We start from the raw sequence: 21,197 nt of genomic DNA, 5'->3' as shown, positions 1-21,197 counted from the left end.
GCGCACGAACTAAACACGCCAGCACACAAAGCAATGAGCTAATAAAGCAAAGCGCCCCTTAAAGTTCCAATCAATCAGTTATCCGACTCAAAAAAATAAAAAAATGGTGCGACATCGAAATGGCCGGTAGGCCACCGACACAAACCTGAAACACACCCCCTCTAACTTCCCTCGAATTGTTCGGCACATGTCCAATATCTGGGTTTCGATTCACCAAGCCTTTTGCAAGTTACTTCTTTAGCCGGAGCAGTCAATTGTCTTTCAGCAATCTGATTAATATCGCCATGTCTTCCGGCGGCATATTGTTCGTTATGCCGCTATTGTTTCTGATGACCCTCACAATTAGTCTCGAACGCACGTGGTTTCTTGCGCGGCTTAGAGAAAAAGGTCATCTCGTCATCAAGCGAGTCGAATCGCTCAATCATCTCGACCTGAATGAGCTAGGTAACCTGCTGCGCAGCGTGCAGCGCCAGCCGCTTGCGAGCGTGCTACGCGTGCCACTCAACTTTCCGGATCTGCGCGATCACGTGCGGCTTGGCGACAGGCTCGAAGAAGCGATTCTTCTCGAAGTTCCAAGAATGGACCGTTCGCTGTGGCTGCTCGACACCGCTGTCACGCTGGCGCCGCTGCTCGGCCTGTTGGGCACGATCATCGGCATGTTCAACTCGTTTCAGGTGTTAGGCCAGCCCGGCACGGCACCCACCCAGATCACCGGCGGTATCGCGGAAGCGCTGGTCGCGACCGCATCCGGACTGCTGGTCGCGATTGTCGGTCTGATCTTCCTCAATGCGTTGCAGACGCGCGTTCGCATGCTCGTGCACGACATGGAAACGCTAAAGACGATGCTGATCAACCGTCTCGACGGATCGAGCGCAAGGAGTCATGCGTGATGCGCTACCTCGAGCCACGCAAGGCACGCATCGAGATCGTGCCGATGATCGACATCATGTTCTTCCTGCTCGTCTTCTTCGTGATCGCAATGCTGAAGATGATTCCGAGCAGCGGCATCGCTTCGCAATTGCCGCATAGCTCGACCGCCACGGAAGTGCCGCACCCGAAGGTGCTCGTGGCTCTGCTGAAGAACGGCAGCGTGCTGGTCGACGGCAAGCCGGTTGCGTTGCCTGAACTTTCCCATCAACTCGCCGCCAACGACCCCGCCAAAACGGCCGTGACGATTGCAAGCGATCAGGGCACGTCGGTGCAAAGCCTGATGGCTGTCATGGACGCATGCCGCACTGCAGGCGTCACGCAGATTTCTCTGGCCGCCAAAGTGCAGCAATAAACATGCGGCCGACCGCAATACTGGAATCGTGAAATGAGCACGTTGCAACAGCCGGAGCCGGCGAGAGCTCGCACGGTACTCGGCGAAGCTTTCGTCGTTTCGCTCGTCATTGAGGCGCTGATTCTCGCAGCGCTCACTGGGCTCTTCAAGCGCGAGGAGATCAGGCCAAAAGCGAAGCCGCCCGAGCCGATCAAGGTCATGCTGGCGCCAGCGGCACCCGCGCCAACGCCTCCCGCGCCGCCGCCGGCTGCCGCGAAGACAGCGCCGCCCACGCCGCCGGTGCCGGTGAAGCCGCCGCCGCGCGCGGTGAAGCAACCCGTGGCGCCTAAGCGGAACGCGAATCCCATTGCGCCAAAGCCGGAGTTGCCGAAGGCGCCCGCGCCTGCTGATACCCCAGCGCAGCCCGAGCAGGCGCATGACCAGGCACCGGAAACGCCCGCGCCTCCCGTCGATGCGTCGCCGCAACAGCCTCAACCGCAGCCTCAAGCGCAGGCAAGCCATTCGGATGCCAAACCATCCGCACTGTTCCAGGCACGCTTGCGCGATGCCGTGCAGGCCGCCGTCCGCTATCCGAATGCCGCGCGAATCATGCGGCTTACCGGGCATGTCCGGCTCGGTTTCGCGTATCAGGACGGCACGATTTCGAACCCGCATGTCGTGCAATCGTCCGGGCAGCGCATGCTCGACGACGCCGCATTGACGGCACTCAATAGCGCCGCGTTTCCGGACCCTCCGCCCGAACTCAAGGGTCATCTGCTGAACCTCGAGATTGTCGTGACCTTCGCACCGTCTTCCTGACCGCACGACGCAAGTCGCCCGGCGGTTCACGCCAGTTCCTATCGCCGCGTCACAGCGGCACCCACTTCCCTATTGCCGTCCGGCAAGGAGTCGTCATGCGCCTCACAGCCTCGCTCGCGCTCATGGCATTCGCGCTCAACGCGAATGCGCAGGACAAACCCGCTTCGTCGTCGACTGTTCCTGCAAACTCGCCGGGTCAACCCGCCGGTCAGCCCCCCGCTCAAACCGCGGGACAATCCTCGGGCCAACCCCTCGATCTCGGGACGGTCGGCGCCACCGGCGCAGCTGATACGCAGAGCAACGACCCGAATGCGCCCAACGCGCATGCAAACACCGCTCCCTTGATCGCGCCGACGCAGGCATCGCTGACCGAAATTCAGCCGCAAACGGTGCTAAACAAGAATCTGATCCGGAACATCGCGCAACCGAACTCCGACTATCTGGCGATCGCGCAATATGCGCCTTCGGTCGTCAATGCCACGCCGAACGGTGCCGGCTATTCGAGCAAGAGCGGCACGATCCGCGGCTTCCAGGACGGCCAGTACAACGTGACGTGGGATGGCATTCCATTCGGTGACCCGAGCGCGTTCGGGCACGCGACGGTGTCGTTCTTTCCGGCCGCCGTGCTCGATCATGTCGTGATCGATCGCGGGCCGGGCACGGCAAGCACGGTGGGCAACGCGACCTTCGGCGGCACCATCTCGCTGTTTTCGGAAACGCCTTCGCAGACACCTGGCGGCCGGCTCTTTAGCGCAATCGGCACCGGCGCGTCGTGGGAGGAAGGCGGCGTGCTCGACACCGGCGTGATTTCGCAGACAGGCGGCACGACCGCGCAGCTCAACTTCGACCATACGCGCACCAACGGCCTGATCGAAAACGCGAATTTCCGCCGTAATAACTGGTCGTTCAAGGTCGAACAGCCGATCGGCGACAACACGGTGGTGACGCTCTTCTCGAGCGTCAGCGACGTGATCTGGAACACGTTTTCGCAGATCACGACCGAAACGGCGAACCGCTTCAGCAAAGACTTCGGTAACCTGAATGCCGATCCGAACTCGCAGGCGTTCGCGGGCTACAACACCGATCACCGCCGCGCTGATTTTGAATATATCGGCGTGCAAAGCGACCTCGGCGTCGTGCGGATCGACAACAAGGTGTACACGTACGCGCTGTCCGACGAAGGCCTCGGCGGTCTGGACCCGACGCTGCGCACGCCCAATTCGGTGAATCTCGCGAGCGGCGTGCCCGGCACGCAATCGTTGAGCCAGTACCGTTCTTGGGGCGATATCTTCAAGATCGAAGGCGACGTCGGCCGCGGCTGGCTCTCGACGACGATTCGCGCGGGCACATGGCTCGAACACGCGCGGATCAACCAGTTCGAGCAGGACGTCGACCTGAGAACCAACACACCGGTGCAATTTCTGACGAACCCGGGCAAGGGCTCGCTCGTCAACAACAACCTCGCAGTGACCAACACCGCGCAGACCTTCCTCGAATTCGAGTGGAAGCCGCTGCCCGGGCTCACCATCACGCCGGGCTACAAGCACATCAATTTCAATCGCAGCTTCGATGGCCTGCAAAACTTTATCGCCTTGAATAACAGCGCATCGTATAGCGCAGACCTCGGCTCGGTGACCGCGAACTATCGCATCGCACCGCCGGTGTCGGTGTACGCATCGTGGGCGATGGGTTTTCAGGCGCCGCCCGTTAGCGTGTTGCAAAGCCTCGCGCCGCAACAGGCGCCGCTCGATCCGCAAAAAACGCTGAACTACCAGGCTGGTGTGGTCTACAAGAGCGACCGGCTGGCAGCGGACTTCGACGGCTACTACATCGACTTCGCCAATGAGATCAACAGCCGGCTCGAAACCGTCGACGGCGTGACGAACCAGCCGGTGTTCTTCAACCAGGGCGGCGTGATCTACAAGGGTCTGGAGGCCGAGGCCACGTATCAGATCGGCCACGGTTTCGCGGTAACGGTCAACGGCAGTTTGAACAGCGCGAAGTCGAAGACGACGGGTCTGACGATCGCCAATGCGCCTAGCTCGACCGCATTGTTCGGCGTGCTTTACGACCGCGGGCCGTTCTTCGGTTCGTTTCTGACCAAGTACGTCGGCACGCGCTTCACGGGTTCCGGCGAAGACCCGAAGAACCCGAACGTGAATCTTCCCGCGTACTACTACTCGGATCTGGTGCTCGGCTTCCGGTATCAGAAGCGGCTGAAGCTGCAATTGCTCGTCGATAACCTGTTCAATCGGCGCACCGCGACCGAAGGCAATGGCGCGGCGGTCGATCCGACCTTCTATTTCCTGCCGCGGCGCAACTTCACGCTGCAGGCAACGGTGTATTTCTGATTGGGTCGCTTTGATATGAACTGCTCACTTTTAGCGTCACTCAGATGCGTTCGGGCGAAGGCTTGCCTCGCGGCGGCGGCGCTGTATTTTGCGTATTCAGGCAGCGTAAGCGCGGCGACGCTCGCGCAGACCGCGACCGGCGACGCCTACGGCGTTCCAACCACGTCGCACGAAACGGCAACGTCGGGACCCGCCAGCGCGGTCTATCCCTACCTTGGCGTCGATACCGGCGGTAAGGTCTTTCTCGGCGCAACCTTGCCTTTCGGCATGGTCAGGCTCGGCCCCGACGTCGAAAATTTCGACGGCGAACCCGCTAGCGGCGGCTATGCAAGCAGCGGCCTCGTGAAAGGCTTCAGCCATCTGCATCTGAGCGGCGGCTCCGGCAAGTACGGCAATATACTCGTCGCGCCCGTGACCGGGCCATTGAATCCCGGCGACATCAAGTCCGCGCGGGCCGATGAAGAGGCAAGTGCCGGCTACTACCGTGTGCGGCTGACGCGCTACGACACGCTTGCCGAGTTGACCGCGACACGCCGTGTCGGCTTGCATCGCTACACATTCCCGCAAAGCGACGACGCGCATATCACCGTCGACGTCGCTCATCTGCTCGATCACGGCAACGGCGCCGAATCGCAGCAGTTCGTCGGCGGCAAGGTCGATGTGCTGTCCGACCACGAAGTGGCGGGTGTGGGCCGCTATCGGGGTGGATGGAACGAAGGCGGCGAATACCGCGTGTACTTCTACCTCGTCTCTGACACACCTGCCAAAGATGCGCACACATGGTCCGGCGCATCGATCACTTCAGCGAGGCACGCATCGATTGAAGGCGACTCGCAGCTCGGCGCGTCGCTTGACTACACCACCGGCGCGGGACAAGTGATCCAGCTCAAGGTGGGCATTTCATTTGTCAGCGAAGAGCAGGCACGCCGCAACGTAACCGCTGAAGCGCCGGGATGGCAGTTCGACACCGTGCGCGACGCCGCAACCGCTACATGGGACAAGGCGTTATCGCCGATTCGCATTGACGGCGCCACCGTTTCGCAGCGCCGCCAGTTCTACACCGCCCTTTATCACGCGTTACTGCTGCCGTCGGATCGTACCGGCGAGAATCCGCTGTGGAAGTCGAAAGAACCGTACTACGACGACTACTACGCGATCTGGGACACGTTCCGCTCGCAGGGGCCGCTGCTCACGCTGATCGCGCCCGATCGTCAGCGTGACGCGATCCGCTCGCTGATCGACATTTACCGGCATGAAGGCTATATGCCCGACGCGCGCAGCGGCAATACGAGCGGTCGCACGCAGGGCGGCAGCAACGCGGACGTGGTGGTGGCCGACGCATACGTGAAGGGCATGACGGGTATCGATTACCGCGCCGCATTCGCGGCCATGAAAAAGGACGCCGAAGTGCCGCCCGCCGACGCGCGCATGGAAGGCCGTGGCGGCCTCATCGATTACAACAGCAAAGGCTATGTGACCGACGCCGACGAACGGTCGGGATCGCGCACAGTCGAGTACGCCTATGACGATTTCGCGATCGCCGAACTCGCGTGCGGACTCGGCGACACCGCGGCGGCGAGGCGCTATGCGGCACGCGCGGGCAACTGGGCCAACCTGTGGGACACGAGCCTTTCGACCGGCGGCGTGACCGGCTTCATACGCCCGCGTAATCCGGACGGCAGCTGGGCGCCGCCCGATCTGACGATACGCGGCACCTGGCCCAACTTCGAATATGAAGGCGATATCTGGACGTACTCGCTGTACGCGCCGCAAGACGTGCGCGGCTTGATACGGATATCGGGTGGCAAGGAGGCTTTTGTTCATCGTCTCGATACGCTTTTCAACCGCAAGCATTTCGACATGTCGAATGAGCCCGGCTTTTTGCTGCCGATGCTTTATTTATGGGCCGGCCGACCCGACAAGTCCGTCGATCGCATCGTCGATCAGCTCGAAAAACAGTTCAGCGCTTCGCGCGCCGGATTGCCGGGCAACGACGACTCCGGCGCGATGTCATCGTGGCTCGTGTTCCAGATGCTCGGGTTTTATCCGAATGCGGGTCAGGATGTCTATCTGATCGGCACGCCGAGTTTTCCCGAAGCGGAAATCGACATGCCGTCGGGCAAGGTGTTCCGGATCGTCACAAAAAATTTCGATCGCGAGCGTTTGAACCGCTATGTGCAGTCGGCGACGCTCAATGGCAAGCCGCTCGATAACGCGTGGTTCCGCCATGCGCAGATCGCCGACGGCGGGACGCTGGAATTGACGATGGGACCGGTACCGACGGACTGGGGCACGCGTGTGCCGCCGCCGTCGATGTCCGATCCACAGTCGCCGCTTTGTGCGGCTGCGGCGACACAGGGTACAAGCGCGAGCTCGACTTCATCCGCCGCGCGCTAAAGCGCTAACTCGAGCACTCGCTCGATCACTCGCTCGATCACTCACTCGATCACTGAGCGGTAATCGCTCAACCACAGGAAGCTTCGATGAAATCGCTTTTTTTCAAATGCCTGATGCCCGGCGCGTTCGCGCTCGCGCCGATGCTCTGTCTCGCGCAAACCGGCGACAACGCCGTGCGCATGAACCAGATTCAGGTGATCGGCACGCACAACAGTTACCACGTCGGCATCGCACCAAGCGACACGAAGATTTGGGAAATGCATCATCCCGATGACCTGAAGAAGCTCGGATACAAGCACCCTTCGCTGACCACGCAGCTGACGGGCGGCGTCAGACAACTCGAACTCGACGTTTTCAGCGATCAGAACGGCGGCCTATATGCCAACCCTGCCGGCCCGAGAATGGTGAAGGCTGCCGGACTACCGGCCGATCCGCCGTTCGATCCGCAGCATTTGATGCGAAAGCCCGGCTTCAAGGTGATGCATATCCAGGATGTCGACTATCGCAGCACGTGCCAGCCGTTTAGCGCCTGTTTGCGGGAGATTCGCGCATGGTCTGCTGCGAACCCGGGGCATGTACCGCTGTTTATTCTGATCGAGCCCAAGCAAAAGCCGCTAACCAAAAAATGGCCGCTGCCTACCGTGTCGCCGGAGCCATTCGATCGCGCGACCTTCGATGCGCTCGACCATGCGATTCTGTCGGTATTCAAGCGTTCGCAAATCGTCATGCCCGATGATGTTCGCGGCACGCATGCCACGCTTAACGATGCGGTGACGCACAACGGCTGGCCGACGCTTGAAAAGGCGCGCGGTAAGGTTGTGTTCCTGCTTGATCCGCCGAAGCTGGCCGCGATTTATCGCGACGGTCATCCGTCGCTTGAGGGACGCGTGCTGTTTACGAATTCGACGCCGGGGGCGGCAGACGGCGCGTTTATCGAGGTTAATACGCCTGACGTCGCGCAAATCCAGCAACTCGTGCGCGACGGCTATCTGATCCGAACCAGAACCGACGACGGCACGATTGAAGCGATGCGCAACGATACGACGCGGCGGGATGAAGCTCTTGATAGCGGCGCGCAGATTATCAGCACGGACTATCCGGCTGCGGAGCCTGCGTCGACGGGGTTTAAGGTTGCGTTACCTGGCGAGTCGGTGGCGCGGTGCGATCCGGTGAATGCGGCGGCTGATTGCAAGGATTCGGAGATCGGGGCGCATTGAGTTGAATACGTGACCCTTACCGTAACGGTTCAACCGGGGCCGGCGTGATCCGGCGCTACACGGCTGTCGATAGGCCGGGCTGAAAAATCAGCTCGACCTATTGCGTCGCCTCTTTCTTCTTCATCAGGAAATACGCTGCACGGCTGAGCAAAAAATTGGACATGCCGAGTTCTGTTTGAATTGTTTCTTAGTGCACTGCCGACCACGCCACCGTCACCGAAAACGCCCCCAGCACAATCGCCGCTCCGCGCAACACGTACGCCGGCTTAAGCCATGCAAGCCGTCCCTTCCCCAATTGCGCGCCCACTGCTACCCATAGCGAGCCAATCGGAAACAGCAAGCCAACGAAGGCCCCCATCACTTCGAGGTAGCCCGTCAAACTGGCAAACGCAGCAGCAGGAAAAATCGTTCCACCAAACAGGATCGCTTTGGGATTGAGCAACGTAGCGACAAAAAGCGTTCGCATGTTGACGGTTCGGCGCTGCCCGCCCGCGAGATCGAGCGTGGCGCCCCACATGCGAATCGCAAGCCAGGCAATGTAAAACGCGCTCACAAGACGCACTGCCCATGGCAGCCAGGACACTGCACGTGCGAGTTCGAGCAGAAACATGCCCCAGAATGAGATCGCGATCAGATATCCACAACATTCGGCGACGGTCAGCCGGACCGCACGGCGAAAGCCATGTTCGAGGCCCGCCGCCGCGAGTAGCGTGTTAGTCGGGCCTGGCATCACAAGAACGAGGAATACTGCAAACAGGCAGGCGTAAAGGCTAGATAAGGGAATCATGCTTTTTGAATTTATAGTTCGCGTGGGTCCAGATGCATTTCCAGGGGCGCCGAGTGCTTTAGCAATCGTTTAGCAATCCCATGCCGCCGCGAAGTATATCTCCTTAGCGTGAAACCAATTCAACCAAGAAACGCGCCGCCGTTCGCGTGAATCACCTGACCGGTCAGGTATCGAGCCTTGTCGCTGCAAAGAAACGCAACCACATCGGCCACTTCTTCGGGCGTGCCTCGACGTCCTAGCAAAGTCTTGCGTTCGGCGTGATGCGCAGGTTCCGTGTTGCCCGCCGCTCCACCACGCTGCGTGGCGATCAAACCCGGCACTACGCAGTTCACCGTAATACCGTCGGGCGCCAGGTCATGGGCAAGCGCGCGCGTGAGGCCGACAAGCCCTGCTTTGGCCGCAATCACATGCGCGCGCCCCGCCGACCCGGCATGCGCCGACATCCCGCCGATGTTCACGATCGCGCCCGCTTCCGATCCGATCATATGCGGCAACGCGGCCCGCGCACACAGATATGCGCCGTCGAGAATCACCGACATTACTTCGCGCCACTGGGTCCAGTCGAGCTGCTCGAACGGCACTTCACGCCGCAGCGCGGCGTTATTCACGAGGACGTCGATATGGCCGAAGCGCTCCACGGCGGCCTTCATCAGCGCCTGCGCGCCGTCGGGCGCGCTCACATCGGCAAGCTCCACGACCGCACGTCCGCCGGCCGCCTCGATCGCGCGGACCGTTTCGGCCGCTTCAGCGGCGGAGCTACGCGCGTTGACGACCACCGTCGCCCCTGCCGCGGCAAGTTCGAGCGCAATCGCCCGTCCGATGTTGCGAGCGGCGCCGGTAACAACGGCAACGCGTTCGCGCGGTGCTGCACTCATGGTTGAGCCTCCAGTGACTGCGTTGAAGTAATGGATTCGCTTGAAGACTGCACGCGCCGGTCGGCACGAATCCAGAATGCCAGACCCACGCCGATCAGCAACAGCACGATCGACATCACAAAGGGCACGCGATAGCTGCCCGTCATATCCGTGACGATGCCGAACGCGAGCGGCGAAACGATCGCGGCTAAGCCCGCCGCCGTGCTTACAAATCCGCTTGCGACGCCTGCGAAGGCCGGCGCCACATCCATCGGCACGGCCCAGATCGGCCCTTCCGTGGCTTCGAGACAGAACAGCGCGCCGGCAAGACAGAGCGTAATCACGGCCGTATTCCGCACGAACAGCACACACGACAACAGCACAAGCGAACCGAGAAAGCCGCAGACGATCACATCGCGGCGCGCGCGGTTCAGGTTGCCAGTGCGTTTATAGATCGCATCGGTCAACATGCCGCCTGCCGTGTCGCCGACTACACCAGCGAGAAATACGCCGGACGTGAACAGCGCCGAATGCTTGAGCTCGATGCCATATTCGCCGACAAAGAAACTCGGCAACCAGCTCAGATAAAGCCAAAGCGTCCACGCATGACAGAAGAACACGAGCGTGACGGGCATGATGCGCCTGATCAAGGGCCACCAGGGCACAGCCGTGCGATGACGCGGGCCCACATATGCAGGCAGAAAGTCGATTTCCGCTCGTGTCACGCCGCGATGCGTGCGCGGATCGTCGCGAAAGTAGAACAGCCACACCGTCACCCAGACGAGGCTCACGCAACCGAGCGCCATAAACGAGCCGCGCCAGCCGAGCACCGGAAACATCACCACTAACAGCGGAGGTGTGACGGTTGCCGCACAGCGCGCAGCCGCATGCGTGAAACCTTGCGCAAAGCCGCGCTTCGGCGCCGGCACCCAGTTAGTCATGGCGCGCGTCGCATTCGGAATCGTGCCGGCTTCGCCGAGACCGACGCACATGCGCGCGAACACGAGCGTGCTAAGCCCGCCGACTACGCCGGTCGTCAGCGTGCCAATCGCCCACAGCAGCCCGGAAATTGCCAGCATGAGGCGCGGCCCGATGCGGTCGCCGAGGTAGCCGTTGATGATCTGGAACGTCGCATAGCAATACCCGAATGCCGAAAGCGCGACACCGAGCTGCGTGTTGCTCAGATGCAATTCGGACTTCAGCAGCGGCGCAGCAACCGACAGATTCACGCGATCGACGTACTCGATGAAATACATCGCGCAGATCAGCATGAACACGCGGCCTGTCGCGCCTTTGAACATATTCGTCTTCTGCATCACACGTCACCCCGACGGTTGCTCGAGCGCATGGGCTTGTCTCCGACTTCGGTTCGACTTCGACTTTCGGCGTTCACTTCGGCTTGTACGTCAAACGTGTTTTAAGTATATTGTCGACATTCTGCAGTTTGCAAGCGTCACGATGACCTTTCGCTCACGTAAAGCACGAACCCTTCAAAGCCATCCAGGCCGGAGTGTGACCAAGCATGAATACCGATACCGTTGCTGACAAATCAGTAAGCATCGCTGATCAGATTGGAAATTGGATCGCGGGAATGGACGCGGCGCGCCTTCCGACTTCGACGGTCAAGGCTGCTCGCATGCTGCTGCTCGACGTCACGGGCCTGTGCGTGGCCGGTCGCGAGGAAAGCTACATTCGCGCGATCCTCGCTTCGACCGAGCCCGGCGGACGCTGCACCGCATTCGGTCACACGGGCGGCTTCAACGCATACGACGCGGCGCTGATCAACGGCACCGCGGCACACGGCGAGGATTACGACGACACGTTCGAAGGCGGCCCCGTGCATTCCGGCGCGGTCGTCGTGCCCGCGGTGCTGGCGGTGTGCGAGCGCGAGCAGCTCGGCGGCGATGCATTGCTGCGCGGCATTGCCGCGGGCGCGGAATTGATGTGCCGTCTGAGTCTCGTCGCACCGCGCGCGATCCACTCGGCCGGTTTTCATCCGACCGCGGTGATCGGCGCGCTGGCCGCGGCGGCCGGCGTATCGGCTGCGCTGCGGCTCGATGCACGCACGGCGACGTCGGCACTCGGCATCGCGGGCAGCATGGCCTCGGGCATCATCGAGTACCTCGCCGAAGGCACGTCGACCAAGCGCATGCACGCGGGCTGGGCGGCGCAGGCCGGTATTCGCGCTGCGTTGCTGGCGCGTGGCGGCTTCGATGGTCCGCGCACGGTGCTCGAAGGGCGTCACGGTTTCTTCAAGGCATTCGCGCCATCGCGCCCGCCCAATTTCGAGCCGGTGCTCGACGGGCTCGGGCAGAGCTGGATCATGGACACGATCGCATTCAAACCGTATGCATGCGGAACCATGACCCAGCCGTTTATCGACTGCGCGATCGCGCTCGCGGAGCGCGGCGTGAAGGCCGCACAGATCCGCGAAATCGTGTGCGACGTCGGCGAAGGAACCGTGCATCGACTGTGGGAAGACCTCGCGGTCAAGCACCGTCCGCCCACCGCCTACGCTGCGAAGTTCAGCACGCCGTATTGCATGGCCGTCGGCTTCTTCGATCGTAAGGCTGGCTTCGAGCAGTTCACCGATGCGCGCATTCATGACCCGGCGGTACTCGAACTCGCCGCGAAGATTCGCTACCGGATCGATCCGGATAACGAATATCCGAAGAATTTCACGGGCCATTTGCGGGCGACGCTAGCGGATGGCAGCGTGCTGGAATTGCGCCAGCCGCATATGCGCGGCGGCGCGCGTGAACCGCTTTCGCCTGAGGCCCTGAACGCGAAGTTTGCCGATAATGCCAAATACGGCGGATGGAACGACCCGCTTGCGCATGCGGCGCAGCGCTGGTTCTCTCAGGCGTTCGATGCTGCAACGCTCGAGGATGCGGCACAGTTCCGGCAATAGCACGCGCGTTTGCGAGGTCATCTATAGAATCCTGCCGGCCAGGGCATTCGCGAGCCCGGCGCAGAAAAGAACAATCAACGGATTCATTTTTGGCCTCGCCAGAAATACGCCTAGCGCGATCAGCGCGAGGCCCCAGATCACCCACGTCGCCGATGCGGCGCGCAGCACAGTCAACGAACTGGACAGGATGAGCCCGGTCGCAACCGGTGCGAGGCCGCGTTCGGCAATCGCGTGCCACGGGTGCCGCTTGTGCCGGCTCCACGCAAGCACGGCCGCATACGCGAGCAGCGACGATGGCACGAAAAGCGCCAGCGACGCGATCAGCGCACCGGTCCAGCCGGCCGCTTTCCAGCCGATCAATGTTGTCAGCAGCGCGCCCGGTCCCGGCGCGGCGCGCGAAATCGCGAACAGATCCACGAATTGCTGCTGCGTCACCCAGTGGTGAATGACCACAGCCTGCTGATCGATGTCCGCAACAATGCTCTGCCCACCGCCGATCGACAGTAACGACAGGGGAGCGAATACCGCGATCAGCTGCAAATAAAGGTTTTCACGCACGGGCCCGGATCCTCGCGGAAATCAGCAAACCGGTTGCGCCCGCAACGATCGCGACTGGCACCAACGGCCAACGCAGCACGCCAACCGCAACAAACACCGCGACGATCAGCAGCACTGGCCAACGTTGCACCGCGATTGCCGCACGAGCCGTGCGAAGGCCGACCGACGCCGTCATGCCGATCGCGGCCGCCGCGACGCCTTCGAGAAAGCGATGGACCGCGGCAAGCTGCGTGAATGCGTGAAATACGCTCGCGAACAGCACGACGACCACCATCGGCGGAACGAGCAATGCGCTGACGGCCACCACGCTTCCGAGCGGGCCTCGCAATCGATGACCGACATAGATGGACAGGTTCACCACGTTCGAGCCCGGCAGAATCTGGCCCAGCGTCAATGCGCCGAGAAACTCCTCGTCTTTGAGCCAGCCGCGCTGCGTCACGACTTCCCGATAAATCCACGCCGAGAGGCCTCCACCGAAACTCGTCAACCCGACACGCGCAAAGAGCGCAATGATCTGCAGCAGCGACACCTGGCGCGCATCGGGATTCGTTGCAGTCTCCATTCCCATGGTTATGCCTCGTCGACCGTTAGGTCGGGCTTCGTTCAGTGGCGGCCGTTCACGAGGTGGTGCTCGGCAATCTGTTCGTCGGCTTCTTCCTTCGCCTGCTGTATGACGTTGCGCGGCTTGCGGCGGCTCCATACCGACGCGCTCACGCTGATCGTTGCGCACACAAGCAAGCCGGCTGCAATCGGGCTGCGCACGAAGACGGTCGGGTCGCCATTGGAGATCGTCAGTGCCTGACGGAACGACTGCTCGAGCGTATGGCCCAGAATCAGGCCAAACAGCAGCGGCGCCTTGGGAATGTCGAAACGCCGGAACGCGTAGCCAAGCATGCCGAACACGAGCGCGAGATAAAGATCGAAGGTGTCGCTATTGAACGAAAACACGCCGATCGATGCGATCGCGAGAATCACGCAAAGCAGAATGCCGGGCGGCACATAAAGAATGCGCGACAGAATGCCGACCAGCGGTAAATTCAGCACGAGCAGCATGATATTGCCCACGTACATGCTCGCAATAAGCCCCCACACGATGTCGGGATTCGTATGGAACAGCATTGGACCTGGCTGCAGGCCATACATGATGAAAGCGCCCATGATCACCGCGGTCGCGCCCGAGCCCGGCACACCGAGCGCAAGCAGATGCACAAAGGCGCCGCAGGTATCCGCGTTGGTCGCCGCTTCCGGCGCCGCGACGCCTTCGATCGCGCCGTGGCCGAACTCTTCGGGGTGCTTCGAAAGCTTCTTCTCGAGCACATACGACAGCATGGCGGCCAGCGTGCCGCCAAGACCCGGCGCCGCGCCGCACAGAAAGCCGACCGACGAGCCGCGCAGAATCGCCGGCCTTGCGCGTCGCCACTCGGCGCGCGTAAACCAGAGCTTTCCTTCGACGCGCACCGTATGCAGTGTGCCGCCCAAGGTGCCTTCGACCATGCGGCTCACTTCGGCAATCGCAAAGAGTCCCACCACGACGACCAGAAAATTTACGCGATCGAGCAATTCGGTAAAGCCGAGCGTAAAGCGCGGCACACCGCTTTGCAGATCGATGCCGACGGTGGCGAGCCCCAAGCCCATAAATACCGCGATCATCCCTTTCGCTAGCGACTTGCCGTGGAGCGCGCTCACCGTGGACAACGCAAAGCAGATCAGCGCGAAATATTCCGTCGGCCCGAAGTGAAGCGCGACGGCCGCAAGCGGCGCGGCCACGAACGACAGCGCGGTCACGCCGATCATGCCGGCAATAAACGAGCTCACTGCCGCGATCGCAAGCGTGGCCGCCGCGCGGCCTTTGCGCGCAAGCGGATAGCCGTCGAGCACCGTCATCACGGCCGCCGCGTCACCTGGTGTATTGAGCAGAATCGCCGTGACCGCGCCGCCGTACATGCAACCGTAGTAGATGCCGGTCAGCATCATCAGCGCGGACATCGGGTCCATACCGAAGGTCACTGGAATCAGCAACGCGATGCCTGCCGACGGTCCGATACCCGGAAGATGGCTGATCATCGTGCCGATAAACACGCCGGCCAGCGTGTACAGAACATGCGTCGGCGTCGCGGCGATTGCGAGCCCGTGCAAAATGCCTTGCAGACTATCCATTGCGACCGCCTCAGAATGGGAGGATGCCTTGCGGCATCGGAACGCTAAGCAACTGCGAAAAAAGCAGATCGAGCACGACCGCAACGCCGATTGCGACCGCGAAATTGGTCTTGTGCCGCTTGCGGTTGAAGTAGCTGAGCAGACCTAGAAGAAATACCGTGGTCGATAGCAGATAGCCTGCGCGGTCGAAGCAGAAGTAATAGGCAACGGTCCATAGCAGCATGCCGACCAGCACGTAGCGCGGGAGCTTTTTTGGATTCGCGTCGCTGGAGTCGGCGGCGTCTGCATGCGAATCGGCGTGCTCGTTACCGCTCGCTGTAGCTGTTGCAGTTGCAGTCGCTGCTGCCGTCCCGGATTCCTGGCCGTAACGCGCGGTAGACGTATCGGTACGTGCCTCGAGTGCAAATCGCGGCGTGACGGTGTCGGGCTGCTTCTGTGCGTTCGCTTCGGTATCCTTTCCGCTTTCTATCCGCTCCGGATGCGCCGCATGACGCGCCTTGCTATGACCTTCGAACAGGAGCAGCAGTGCAGATGAAATCAACCCGACGCCGACCAGCGCGGGAAATGCCTTGGGCCCAAGCGGGTCGCTGAGTCTGACCTCCGGCAACTGCAGGTCCAGGTACAGGTAAATGGCTGCGCCGACAATCACGACGATCGCCAGCCAGACATCGCCTTTCACGCTCTTCATGTCTCCTCCAGCACTGACCGGCCGGAGCGGGTGCATACGATGGCGCAACCCGCGGCAACGGTCAGTTGTGAATCTGTGAGGTACGCCGGTCGCGCTGCCGCCTGTCCGCCACGATTGCGGCATGACAGTGCGGTTTGTGCGCGGCGGCCGCGAGAGGACGCTCGAACGGAGTGCGGCGCGACGCCGCCTCCCCGTTATGCGTGACGTGCCAGTTTATTTTTCGTTATAGCGGCCCGGCTTCACGACCTCGGCGATGGTGCCGTCCGGCGCGCGGAATTTCAGCGCGCCTTCGCCCTTCGCCGACAGAATCTCGCCGCCGTATTGCCGGATCTTTTCCGCCGCCGCTTCCTGGTCGTCAACCGTCACGCCCCAGTGATGCAGACGCGGACCCGGCCCTGCGATCTGCGCTTCGTGCGAGTCTTCGCTGTCGTACTTCATCAGCGTGAAATCGATGTGGCCATCGGTCATATGACGCGAAATATGCTGACGGTTGCGGCCCGTTTTCACTTCCTGGAAGCCGAACACTTCGGTATAGAAACGGGTTGCCGCCTCGAGGTCGTCGACTTTGACTGCGAGGTGAACGATGCGGGACATAAGCTTCTCCAGTGCGTTGGGTACTGCGGGTTAAAGGTTAAAGAGCTTAAGAGGTCGAAGGGACTAAAGCGGGTTAAAGCAGGTTAAAAGGAGGAGCGGACGCTCATCTGGCGAGACCGAGATCGCCGAGCAGCGGCGTGAGCCGCGCCTGTTCGCTTTGCAGGAAGGCGCGGGTCTGCGCGCTGTCCTTGTAATCCGCAGTCCAAAGATTGCGTTTGACCGCGGTCGCCCATTCCGGCGACGCGGTTGCCTTCTTCAGCACGTTGTCCCACCAGGCGATCTCGGCAGGCGTCATGTTTTTCGGCCCGACCAGCACGCGCCATGTCGTGAAGTCGATATCGAGGCCCTGCTCTTTCCAGGTCGGCACGTTCGCAAGCGCACCCTGCTCGCGATGCGGGCCCGGAATCGCGATCATGCGCACGCGCCCTGCCTCACTCGGCCCAAGCACGACGCCGGCCGGCGTGGCAGCAACCGTGACGTGTCCGCCCATCAGCGCGGTCATCGCTTCGCCGCCGGAATCGAAGAACACGACCTTGAGCTTTTTCGGGTCCTGGCCCGCAGCCTTGATCACGAGCGCTGCGGCATCGTGGCTTTGACCGCCGGGCGAACTCGATACGCCCATCGCGACGCTCTGCGGATCTTTCTTCAGCATGTCGACGAGGTCTTTGCCTGATTTGATCGGCGAGTTGCCCGGCACCGAAAACACCACCTGTTCCGTCACGAACACCGCGAGCGGCGTCACGTCGTTGAGCCCGATGGTGCTGAGGCCGGTGATATGGTTTGTGATCAGCGGCAACGCCTGGACCGTCACGTAATGCCCGTCGCCCTCGTGCGAGTTGATATATGCGATGCTGACCGTACCGCCGCCGCCGGGACGATTGAGCACAGTGACCGGCCGGCTCGACAGCTTTTCCTGCTGGATCACGCTTTGCAAGGTGCGCGCGACGAGATCGAGCCCACCGCCGGGCGCGCTCGGCACGACGATTTCGACGGGCCGATGCGGTTGCCATGTTTCGGCCGCGAAGCTCATTACGGGATTTGCAACCAGAAGCGCAGCACCCGCACTTGCGATCGCCGTCAAAGCTTGCCTCCTTCTCATTACTTCGTCTCCTGTATGCAGGGTTATTCGTGTTTCTGTACAAGGTGTCGCGTACGTTTCGCGCGTCATTCGCGTGTTGCGCGTCGCGACCTGAAGCGGGACTAGAAGCGGAAACTGTCGAACGTGCTGCCTGAGAATAGCTGTTCGATTGGTACTTCGTGCTCGATCAATCCGTCGTTTTTCGCATAACGCTGCAAGGTGTCGAGGTCCGCGCGGTTCTCTGCGACCCCGTAGCGCCAGAAGTCCTGACCCATTAGCGCCCGTACGCGCTCGACTTCCGACACGAGCCATGGATGCATGACGCGCAGCGTGTCCATGATCGACAGCTCGCCCAGCGCAATGTCGCGCGATTTGCAGAACGCCGCGTAGACGTTGACCGGCAACCACGGATGCGCTTCGACCAGCGTGCGGCGAATGCCGACCACATGCATCAGCGGGAAAAGTCCCGTTTTCGCGAACCATGCCTCTTCCGCCTCACGATACTTGGGGAAGAGACGCCGAACGTCCGGATTGCGACCGAAACATGACGGCGGCTTCGGCGCGATCACCGCGTCGATCTCGCCGCGATCGAGCAGCATGGCCAGCGTGTCGCTGGCCGCAATCGGTTCGACGTGGATCTCCTCGGGCAGGCTGTACGGCACGCGAGCCTGGCGGCCCGTCTGCTCAAGCCCGCCGGTTACCCAGCGAACGTCGCTGCTGCGCACGCCGTATTCATCGTTCAACATGCCGCGCACCCAGATGCCGGCCGTCTGCTGAAAATCCGGCACGCCAATCCTGCGGCCTTTGAGCATCTCAGGGCGCTCGATGCCGCAGTCACCCCGTACGTAAATCGCGGAATGCCTGAACGAGCGCGACAGAAACACTGGAATCGCGACATAACGGCTTTGCCCGTGCGCGGTCGTCATCAGATGCGTGCCGAGCGACAGTTCAGCGATGTCGAACTCGCCGTGCCGGAAAGCGCGCTGAAACAGTTCCTCCGCAGGGCCATTGATAAAGTTGATGTTGCAACCGTCGATGGCTGCTTTGCCGTCGATGAGTGCTCGTGTGCGGTCCGTCAGTTGGCATGCAAGCGATAGTTCGAGCATACGGATGGGCTGCTGGTTGCTGATAATCGAATTCACCGCGCGAACGCGTGCGAATTCACCGGTTAACTTCCACCACAAAAACGCGCCACCATTTCGGTGTACGAAATAATGAAATGTCGCTTTGCCGCGGCGACTTTTTTGGCAGTTATTTCGACATTAGATGCGACCCCGCCTCATCAGGCTTGTCACGCGACGACCGCTGCCGCGTATGAGACGGAGTCGCCGCTTATTCAGGCGATCGAGTCGTCGATTTCTTCGTCGCTCTGATCGTCAGCGGCGTTCTTCGCCAGATCGTCGAGTGCCTGGAGCATGCGCTCCTTACCCTTCGAGACGTGGCTGAAACTCTTGTCGTAACTGAGCACTGCGTTGTGCGCCTTTAGCGCATCGACAATCTCGCGATGCTCTTCATTCGACGCGAGCAGCGCGCCGCGCTGAACCATGCCGTGCACGCGGAACAGATGAAACTCCTTCACGCAGCCGCGATACACCTTGATCAACCGCGAATTGCCGGTCGATTCGACGATGTAGTCGTGAAACTCGAGATTGAGCGGATCAAAGCGCGAAAAGTCGCCCTGCTCGGCGGCCTCCTGCATTTCGTCCACGTAAGCGTCGAGCTTTTCGGCCATCGCCGGCGTGAGAACTGGTGCGAGCAGCGACGCCGATAGCGCCGTGAAGCCTGCGCGCAGCTCGTAGACCTCGATCGCATCGTCACGCGTGACCTTCTTGATGAATACGCCGCGATTCGGCACGAGATACACGAGGCCCAGTTCGGCGAGAGCCCGACACGCTTCGCGTACCGGGCCGCGGCTGACAGACAGTTTGTCTGCCACGGCCTTTTCATTCAGCCGTTTGCCGGGAGCGAGCTCGCCGCTCAATATCATTCGCTCGATTTCATGCTGGACCATGCCGGTTAGCGTGTGAGCACGAAATTCGGCAAGGGAGACCATAGTCGGTTTTTGATCGATTTCCATACAAAGAAGTCTAGGTTGCCATGTGAAAACTGTCAACACTTTACTTTTTGACGATTGCATAACACGTATCGTCCCCACTTGCGCTACCCACTCCGGTCCATTTCAACCGGGACTTCGATCAGAATTTGTGCTGTATCCCGATCCGGAATGCGAGCTGATTCAGCGCATCGCTGCCTGAATTACCGAAGTAGCTCGTCGACTTGCCGATCATCGCCTGTACCGGTACACCATTGTTCGAACCGGACGCCTTCTGATAGATCGCGAGCGCATACACGCTCGTGCGCTTACTCAGCAGATATTCGATGCTGCTATTGAACTGGTTCCACGTGCCGTTCGCCGATCCCGTCACCTGCGTGCGCGTGTAGCCGAGCGCCCCGATCCAGACCGGCGTGATGTTGTACACGACACCGCCTTCATAAATGTTCAGCGTCGCAGCGCTGTGATCGAGATTCTCGAGACGCGTGTTAGTCCACAACGCATAGCCGAGCGCGGGCCCATACCGGTACTTCGCGCCGACACCATACGTACGCAGATCGCGTTCGCCGAGCGGCGCGAGATTCGCAAGCGTGAGTTTGAGCGGCGGCGCAGTTTGCAGCGGATAGGTGATATCGGTGTACGCGAACGCCATGCTGAACGGGCCGTTGTTGTAATTGACACCGAAGCTGTACGTTCTCGACGATCCGCCGCTGCCATTATTTCCGTTCGAGCCGTCGAATTCGCCGGCCTGATTCGAAAAGCCGTACATCGCGCCAACGCGGAAGCCGTAGAACTGCGCGCTGTTGAACTTCACGGAATTATTGATCCGCACCGACGTCAGCAGATCGAGCGTATCGATGTGATACATGTACGCATCGCCGACCGTGAGGCCACCTGTCGCGAACCGGTTCAGATAGTCGTGCGAAAACGGGTACTGGCGGCCCAGCGTAAACGTGCCGATATCTTTTTTGGTCACACCGACAAACGCCTGACGACCGAACAGCGCGCCGCCCTGGCTGATCGAGCCGTCCGCGAGGCCGAAACCGTTCTCCAACGTGAAGATCGCCTTGTATCCGCCGCCGAGATCTTCGGTGCCTTTGAAACCGATGCGGTTGCCGCCATCGATCCCGTCGTCGAATTTCACAAGGCTATGGCTTTTACCATCGGCGCCGGCCGCGTTGTTCACGTAGCTAATGCCGGCATCCGTCAAACCATAAAGCGTCACGCTGCCTTGTGCATGCACCGCGCCGGCCATTCCGCCCAGCGCGATAACAGATAACACCTGCTGCACCCTCCTGACTGTCATTTCGGGATCCTTAGTTTCTAGTTGAGATTGCAAGGACACCCCGCCGCCGGTTCGTGTGCGTGAACAGGCTGCGGACTCTTCGTCGATATCGAGCCGCGAAGCGCAAGGCCGTGAATGGCCCGCTGCACGTGCTCGCATCCGTCTCCTCCAACGCCGGCCCGAGAGG

The 21,197-nt window shown here is 61.1% G+C and carries 19 protein-coding genes; 7 read left to right on the top strand and 12 right to left on the bottom strand.

Going from position 1 to position 21,197, the window contains the following annotated elements; all coding sequences use genetic code 11:
- The first annotated feature begins 329 nt into the window (after positions 1–329).
- From KZJ38_RS27435 to KZJ38_RS27410, 6 genes are all read left to right on the top strand, one after another.
- Positions 330–890 carry a MotA/TolQ/ExbB proton channel family protein gene (locus tag KZJ38_RS27435; protein WP_219803110.1) on the top strand — a complete coding sequence of 187 codons (561 nt, stop codon included), beginning with the start codon at positions 330–332 and terminating at the stop codon, positions 888–890.
- A complete protein-coding gene (locus tag KZJ38_RS27430) occupies positions 890–1,282 on the top strand; it encodes an ExbD/TolR family protein (RefSeq protein WP_219803665.1) in 393 nt (130 codons plus the stop codon). Before KZJ38_RS27435 ends, KZJ38_RS27430 begins: the two co-directional genes overlap by 1 nt.
- 33 nt (positions 1,283–1,315) lie before the next feature.
- Positions 1,316–2,080: an energy transducer TonB gene (locus tag KZJ38_RS27425; protein WP_219803109.1), complete on the top strand. Its 765-nt coding sequence runs from the start codon at positions 1,316–1,318 to the stop codon at positions 2,078–2,080.
- A gap of 95 nt (positions 2,081–2,175) precedes the next feature.
- Entirely contained in the window at positions 2,176–4,431 is a 2,256-nt protein-coding gene (locus KZJ38_RS27420; protein WP_219803108.1) for a TonB-dependent receptor, read from the top strand.
- Between the two features lie 15 nt (positions 4,432–4,446).
- Positions 4,447–6,828 (top strand): GH92 family glycosyl hydrolase, encoded by a 2,382-nt coding sequence (locus KZJ38_RS27415; protein WP_219803107.1) that lies wholly within the window; start codon positions 4,447–4,449, stop codon positions 6,826–6,828.
- 86 nt (positions 6,829–6,914) lie between these two features.
- The gene (locus KZJ38_RS27410; protein ID WP_219803106.1) at positions 6,915–8,045 is read left to right on the top strand and encodes a phosphatidylinositol-specific phospholipase C1-like protein; all 1,131 of its coding nucleotides are present in this window, start codon (positions 6,915–6,917) and stop codon (positions 8,043–8,045) included.
- A 187-nt stretch (positions 8,046–8,232) separates the two neighbouring features.
- Here KZJ38_RS27410 and KZJ38_RS27405 read toward each other — a convergent pair whose 3' ends face one another.
- The 3 genes from KZJ38_RS27405 to KZJ38_RS27395 form a co-directional block, all read right to left on the bottom strand.
- Entirely contained in the window at positions 8,233–8,832 is a 600-nt protein-coding gene (locus KZJ38_RS27405) for a LysE family translocator (RefSeq protein WP_219803105.1), read from the bottom strand.
- 119 nt (positions 8,833–8,951) lie between these two features.
- Positions 8,952–9,707: an SDR family NAD(P)-dependent oxidoreductase gene (locus tag KZJ38_RS27400; protein WP_219803104.1), complete on the bottom strand. Its 756-nt coding sequence runs from the start codon at positions 9,705–9,707 to the stop codon at positions 8,952–8,954.
- A complete protein-coding gene (locus KZJ38_RS27395) occupies positions 9,704–11,002 on the bottom strand; it encodes an MFS transporter (RefSeq protein WP_219803103.1) in 1,299 nt (432 codons plus the stop codon). Before KZJ38_RS27395 ends, KZJ38_RS27400 begins: the two co-directional genes overlap by 4 nt.
- Before the next feature lie 206 nt (positions 11,003–11,208).
- On the opposite strand from KZJ38_RS27395, the gene KZJ38_RS27390 reads away from it, so the two are divergent.
- Entirely contained in the window at positions 11,209–12,597 is a 1,389-nt protein-coding gene (locus KZJ38_RS27390) for an MmgE/PrpD family protein (RefSeq protein WP_219803102.1), read from the top strand.
- Between the two features lie 21 nt (positions 12,598–12,618).
- Here the strand turns inward: KZJ38_RS27390 and KZJ38_RS27385 are convergent, their stop codons facing one another.
- The 9 genes from KZJ38_RS27385 to KZJ38_RS27345 all read right to left on the bottom strand — a co-directional run bounded on the left by KZJ38_RS27385 (position 12,619) and on the right by KZJ38_RS27345 (position 21,031).
- Positions 12,619–13,155 (bottom strand): chromate transporter, encoded by a 537-nt coding sequence (locus tag KZJ38_RS27385; RefSeq protein ID WP_219803101.1) that lies wholly within the window; start codon positions 13,153–13,155, stop codon positions 12,619–12,621.
- The gene (locus KZJ38_RS27380; RefSeq protein WP_246642038.1) at positions 13,148–13,723 is read right to left on the bottom strand and encodes a chromate transporter; all 576 of its coding nucleotides are present in this window, start codon (positions 13,721–13,723) and stop codon (positions 13,148–13,150) included. Before KZJ38_RS27380 ends, KZJ38_RS27385 begins: the two co-directional genes overlap by 8 nt.
- A 35-nt stretch (positions 13,724–13,758) precedes the next feature.
- Positions 13,759–15,312, bottom strand: a complete 1,554-nt coding sequence (locus tag KZJ38_RS27375; RefSeq protein ID WP_219803100.1) for a tripartite tricarboxylate transporter permease — start codon at positions 15,310–15,312, stop codon at positions 13,759–13,761.
- A gap of 10 nt (positions 15,313–15,322) precedes the next feature.
- A complete protein-coding gene (locus KZJ38_RS27370; RefSeq protein WP_246642037.1) occupies positions 15,323–16,000 on the bottom strand; it encodes a tripartite tricarboxylate transporter TctB family protein in 678 nt (225 codons plus the stop codon).
- A gap of 213 nt (positions 16,001–16,213) precedes the next feature.
- Complete coding sequence (locus KZJ38_RS27365) at positions 16,214–16,594, bottom strand: VOC family protein (RefSeq protein ID WP_219803099.1); 381 nt, start codon at positions 16,592–16,594, stop codon at positions 16,214–16,216.
- A 103-nt stretch (positions 16,595–16,697) separates the two neighbouring features.
- Positions 16,698–17,675 carry a tripartite tricarboxylate transporter substrate binding protein gene (locus tag KZJ38_RS27360; RefSeq protein WP_246642036.1) on the bottom strand — a complete coding sequence of 326 codons (978 nt, stop codon included), beginning with the start codon at positions 17,673–17,675 and terminating at the stop codon, positions 16,698–16,700.
- Positions 17,676–17,794: 119 nt separating this feature from the next.
- Positions 17,795–18,778 carry a substrate-binding domain-containing protein gene (locus KZJ38_RS27355; RefSeq protein WP_219803097.1) on the bottom strand — a complete coding sequence of 328 codons (984 nt, stop codon included), beginning with the start codon at positions 18,776–18,778 and terminating at the stop codon, positions 17,795–17,797.
- Between the two features lie 230 nt (positions 18,779–19,008).
- On the bottom strand, positions 19,009–19,725 hold the full coding sequence (locus KZJ38_RS27350) for an FCD domain-containing protein (RefSeq protein ID WP_246642165.1): 717 nt from the start codon (positions 19,723–19,725) through the stop codon (positions 19,009–19,011).
- Between the two features lie 142 nt (positions 19,726–19,867).
- Complete coding sequence (locus tag KZJ38_RS27345) at positions 19,868–21,031, bottom strand: porin (protein ID WP_219803095.1); 1,164 nt, start codon at positions 21,029–21,031, stop codon at positions 19,868–19,870.
- Between the last annotated feature and the right edge of the window lie 166 nt (positions 21,032–21,197).

Source organism: Paraburkholderia edwinii (assembly GCF_019428685.1).
In the GTDB taxonomy this organism is placed as follows: domain Bacteria; phylum Pseudomonadota; class Gammaproteobacteria; order Burkholderiales; family Burkholderiaceae; genus Paraburkholderia; species Paraburkholderia edwinii.
Note: the sequence above shows the minus strand (reverse complement) of the source record. Positions and strands in the feature narration are given on the sequence as shown.

What these genes read in the sequence shown, in the direction of transcription:
- KZJ38_RS27435 (WP_219803110.1), top strand. Translation starts at nt 330, where the DNA reads ATGACCCTCACAATTAGTCTCGAACGCACGTGGTTTCTTGCGCGGCTT.
- KZJ38_RS27430 (WP_219803665.1), top strand. Translation starts at nt 890, where the DNA reads ATGCGCTACCTCGAGCCACGCAAGGCACGCATCGAGATCGTGCCGATG.
- KZJ38_RS27425 (WP_219803109.1), top strand. Translation starts at nt 1,316, where the DNA reads ATGAGCACGTTGCAACAGCCGGAGCCGGCGAGAGCTCGCACGGTACTC.
- KZJ38_RS27420 (WP_219803108.1), top strand. Translation starts at nt 2,176, where the DNA reads ATGCGCCTCACAGCCTCGCTCGCGCTCATGGCATTCGCGCTCAACGCG.
- KZJ38_RS27415 (WP_219803107.1), top strand. Translation starts at nt 4,447, where the DNA reads ATGAACTGCTCACTTTTAGCGTCACTCAGATGCGTTCGGGCGAAGGCT.
- KZJ38_RS27410 (WP_219803106.1), top strand. Translation starts at nt 6,915, where the DNA reads ATGAAATCGCTTTTTTTCAAATGCCTGATGCCCGGCGCGTTCGCGCTC.
- KZJ38_RS27405 (WP_219803105.1), bottom strand. Translation starts at nt 8,832, where the DNA reads ATGATTCCCTTATCTAGCCTTTACGCCTGCCTGTTTGCAGTATTCCTC.
- KZJ38_RS27400 (WP_219803104.1), bottom strand. Translation starts at nt 9,707, where the DNA reads ATGAGTGCAGCACCGCGCGAACGCGTTGCCGTTGTTACCGGCGCCGCT.
- KZJ38_RS27395 (WP_219803103.1), bottom strand. Translation starts at nt 11,002, where the DNA reads ATGCAGAAGACGAATATGTTCAAAGGCGCGACAGGCCGCGTGTTCATG.
- KZJ38_RS27390 (WP_219803102.1), top strand. Translation starts at nt 11,209, where the DNA reads ATGAATACCGATACCGTTGCTGACAAATCAGTAAGCATCGCTGATCAG.
- KZJ38_RS27380 (WP_246642038.1), bottom strand. Translation starts at nt 13,723, where the DNA reads ATGGGAATGGAGACTGCAACGAATCCCGATGCGCGCCAGGTGTCGCTG.
- KZJ38_RS27375 (WP_219803100.1), bottom strand. Translation starts at nt 15,312, where the DNA reads ATGGATAGTCTGCAAGGCATTTTGCACGGGCTCGCAATCGCCGCGACG.
- KZJ38_RS27370 (WP_246642037.1), bottom strand. Translation starts at nt 16,000, where the DNA reads ATGAAGAGCGTGAAAGGCGATGTCTGGCTGGCGATCGTCGTGATTGTC.
- KZJ38_RS27365 (WP_219803099.1), bottom strand. Translation starts at nt 16,594, where the DNA reads ATGTCCCGCATCGTTCACCTCGCAGTCAAAGTCGACGACCTCGAGGCG.
- KZJ38_RS27355 (WP_219803097.1), bottom strand. Translation starts at nt 18,778, where the DNA reads ATGCTCGAACTATCGCTTGCATGCCAACTGACGGACCGCACACGAGCA.
- KZJ38_RS27350 (WP_246642165.1), bottom strand. Translation starts at nt 19,725, where the DNA reads ATGGTCTCCCTTGCCGAATTTCGTGCTCACACGCTAACCGGCATGGTC.
- KZJ38_RS27345 (WP_219803095.1), bottom strand. Translation starts at nt 21,031, where the DNA reads ATGACAGTCAGGAGGGTGCAGCAGGTGTTATCTGTTATCGCGCTGGGC.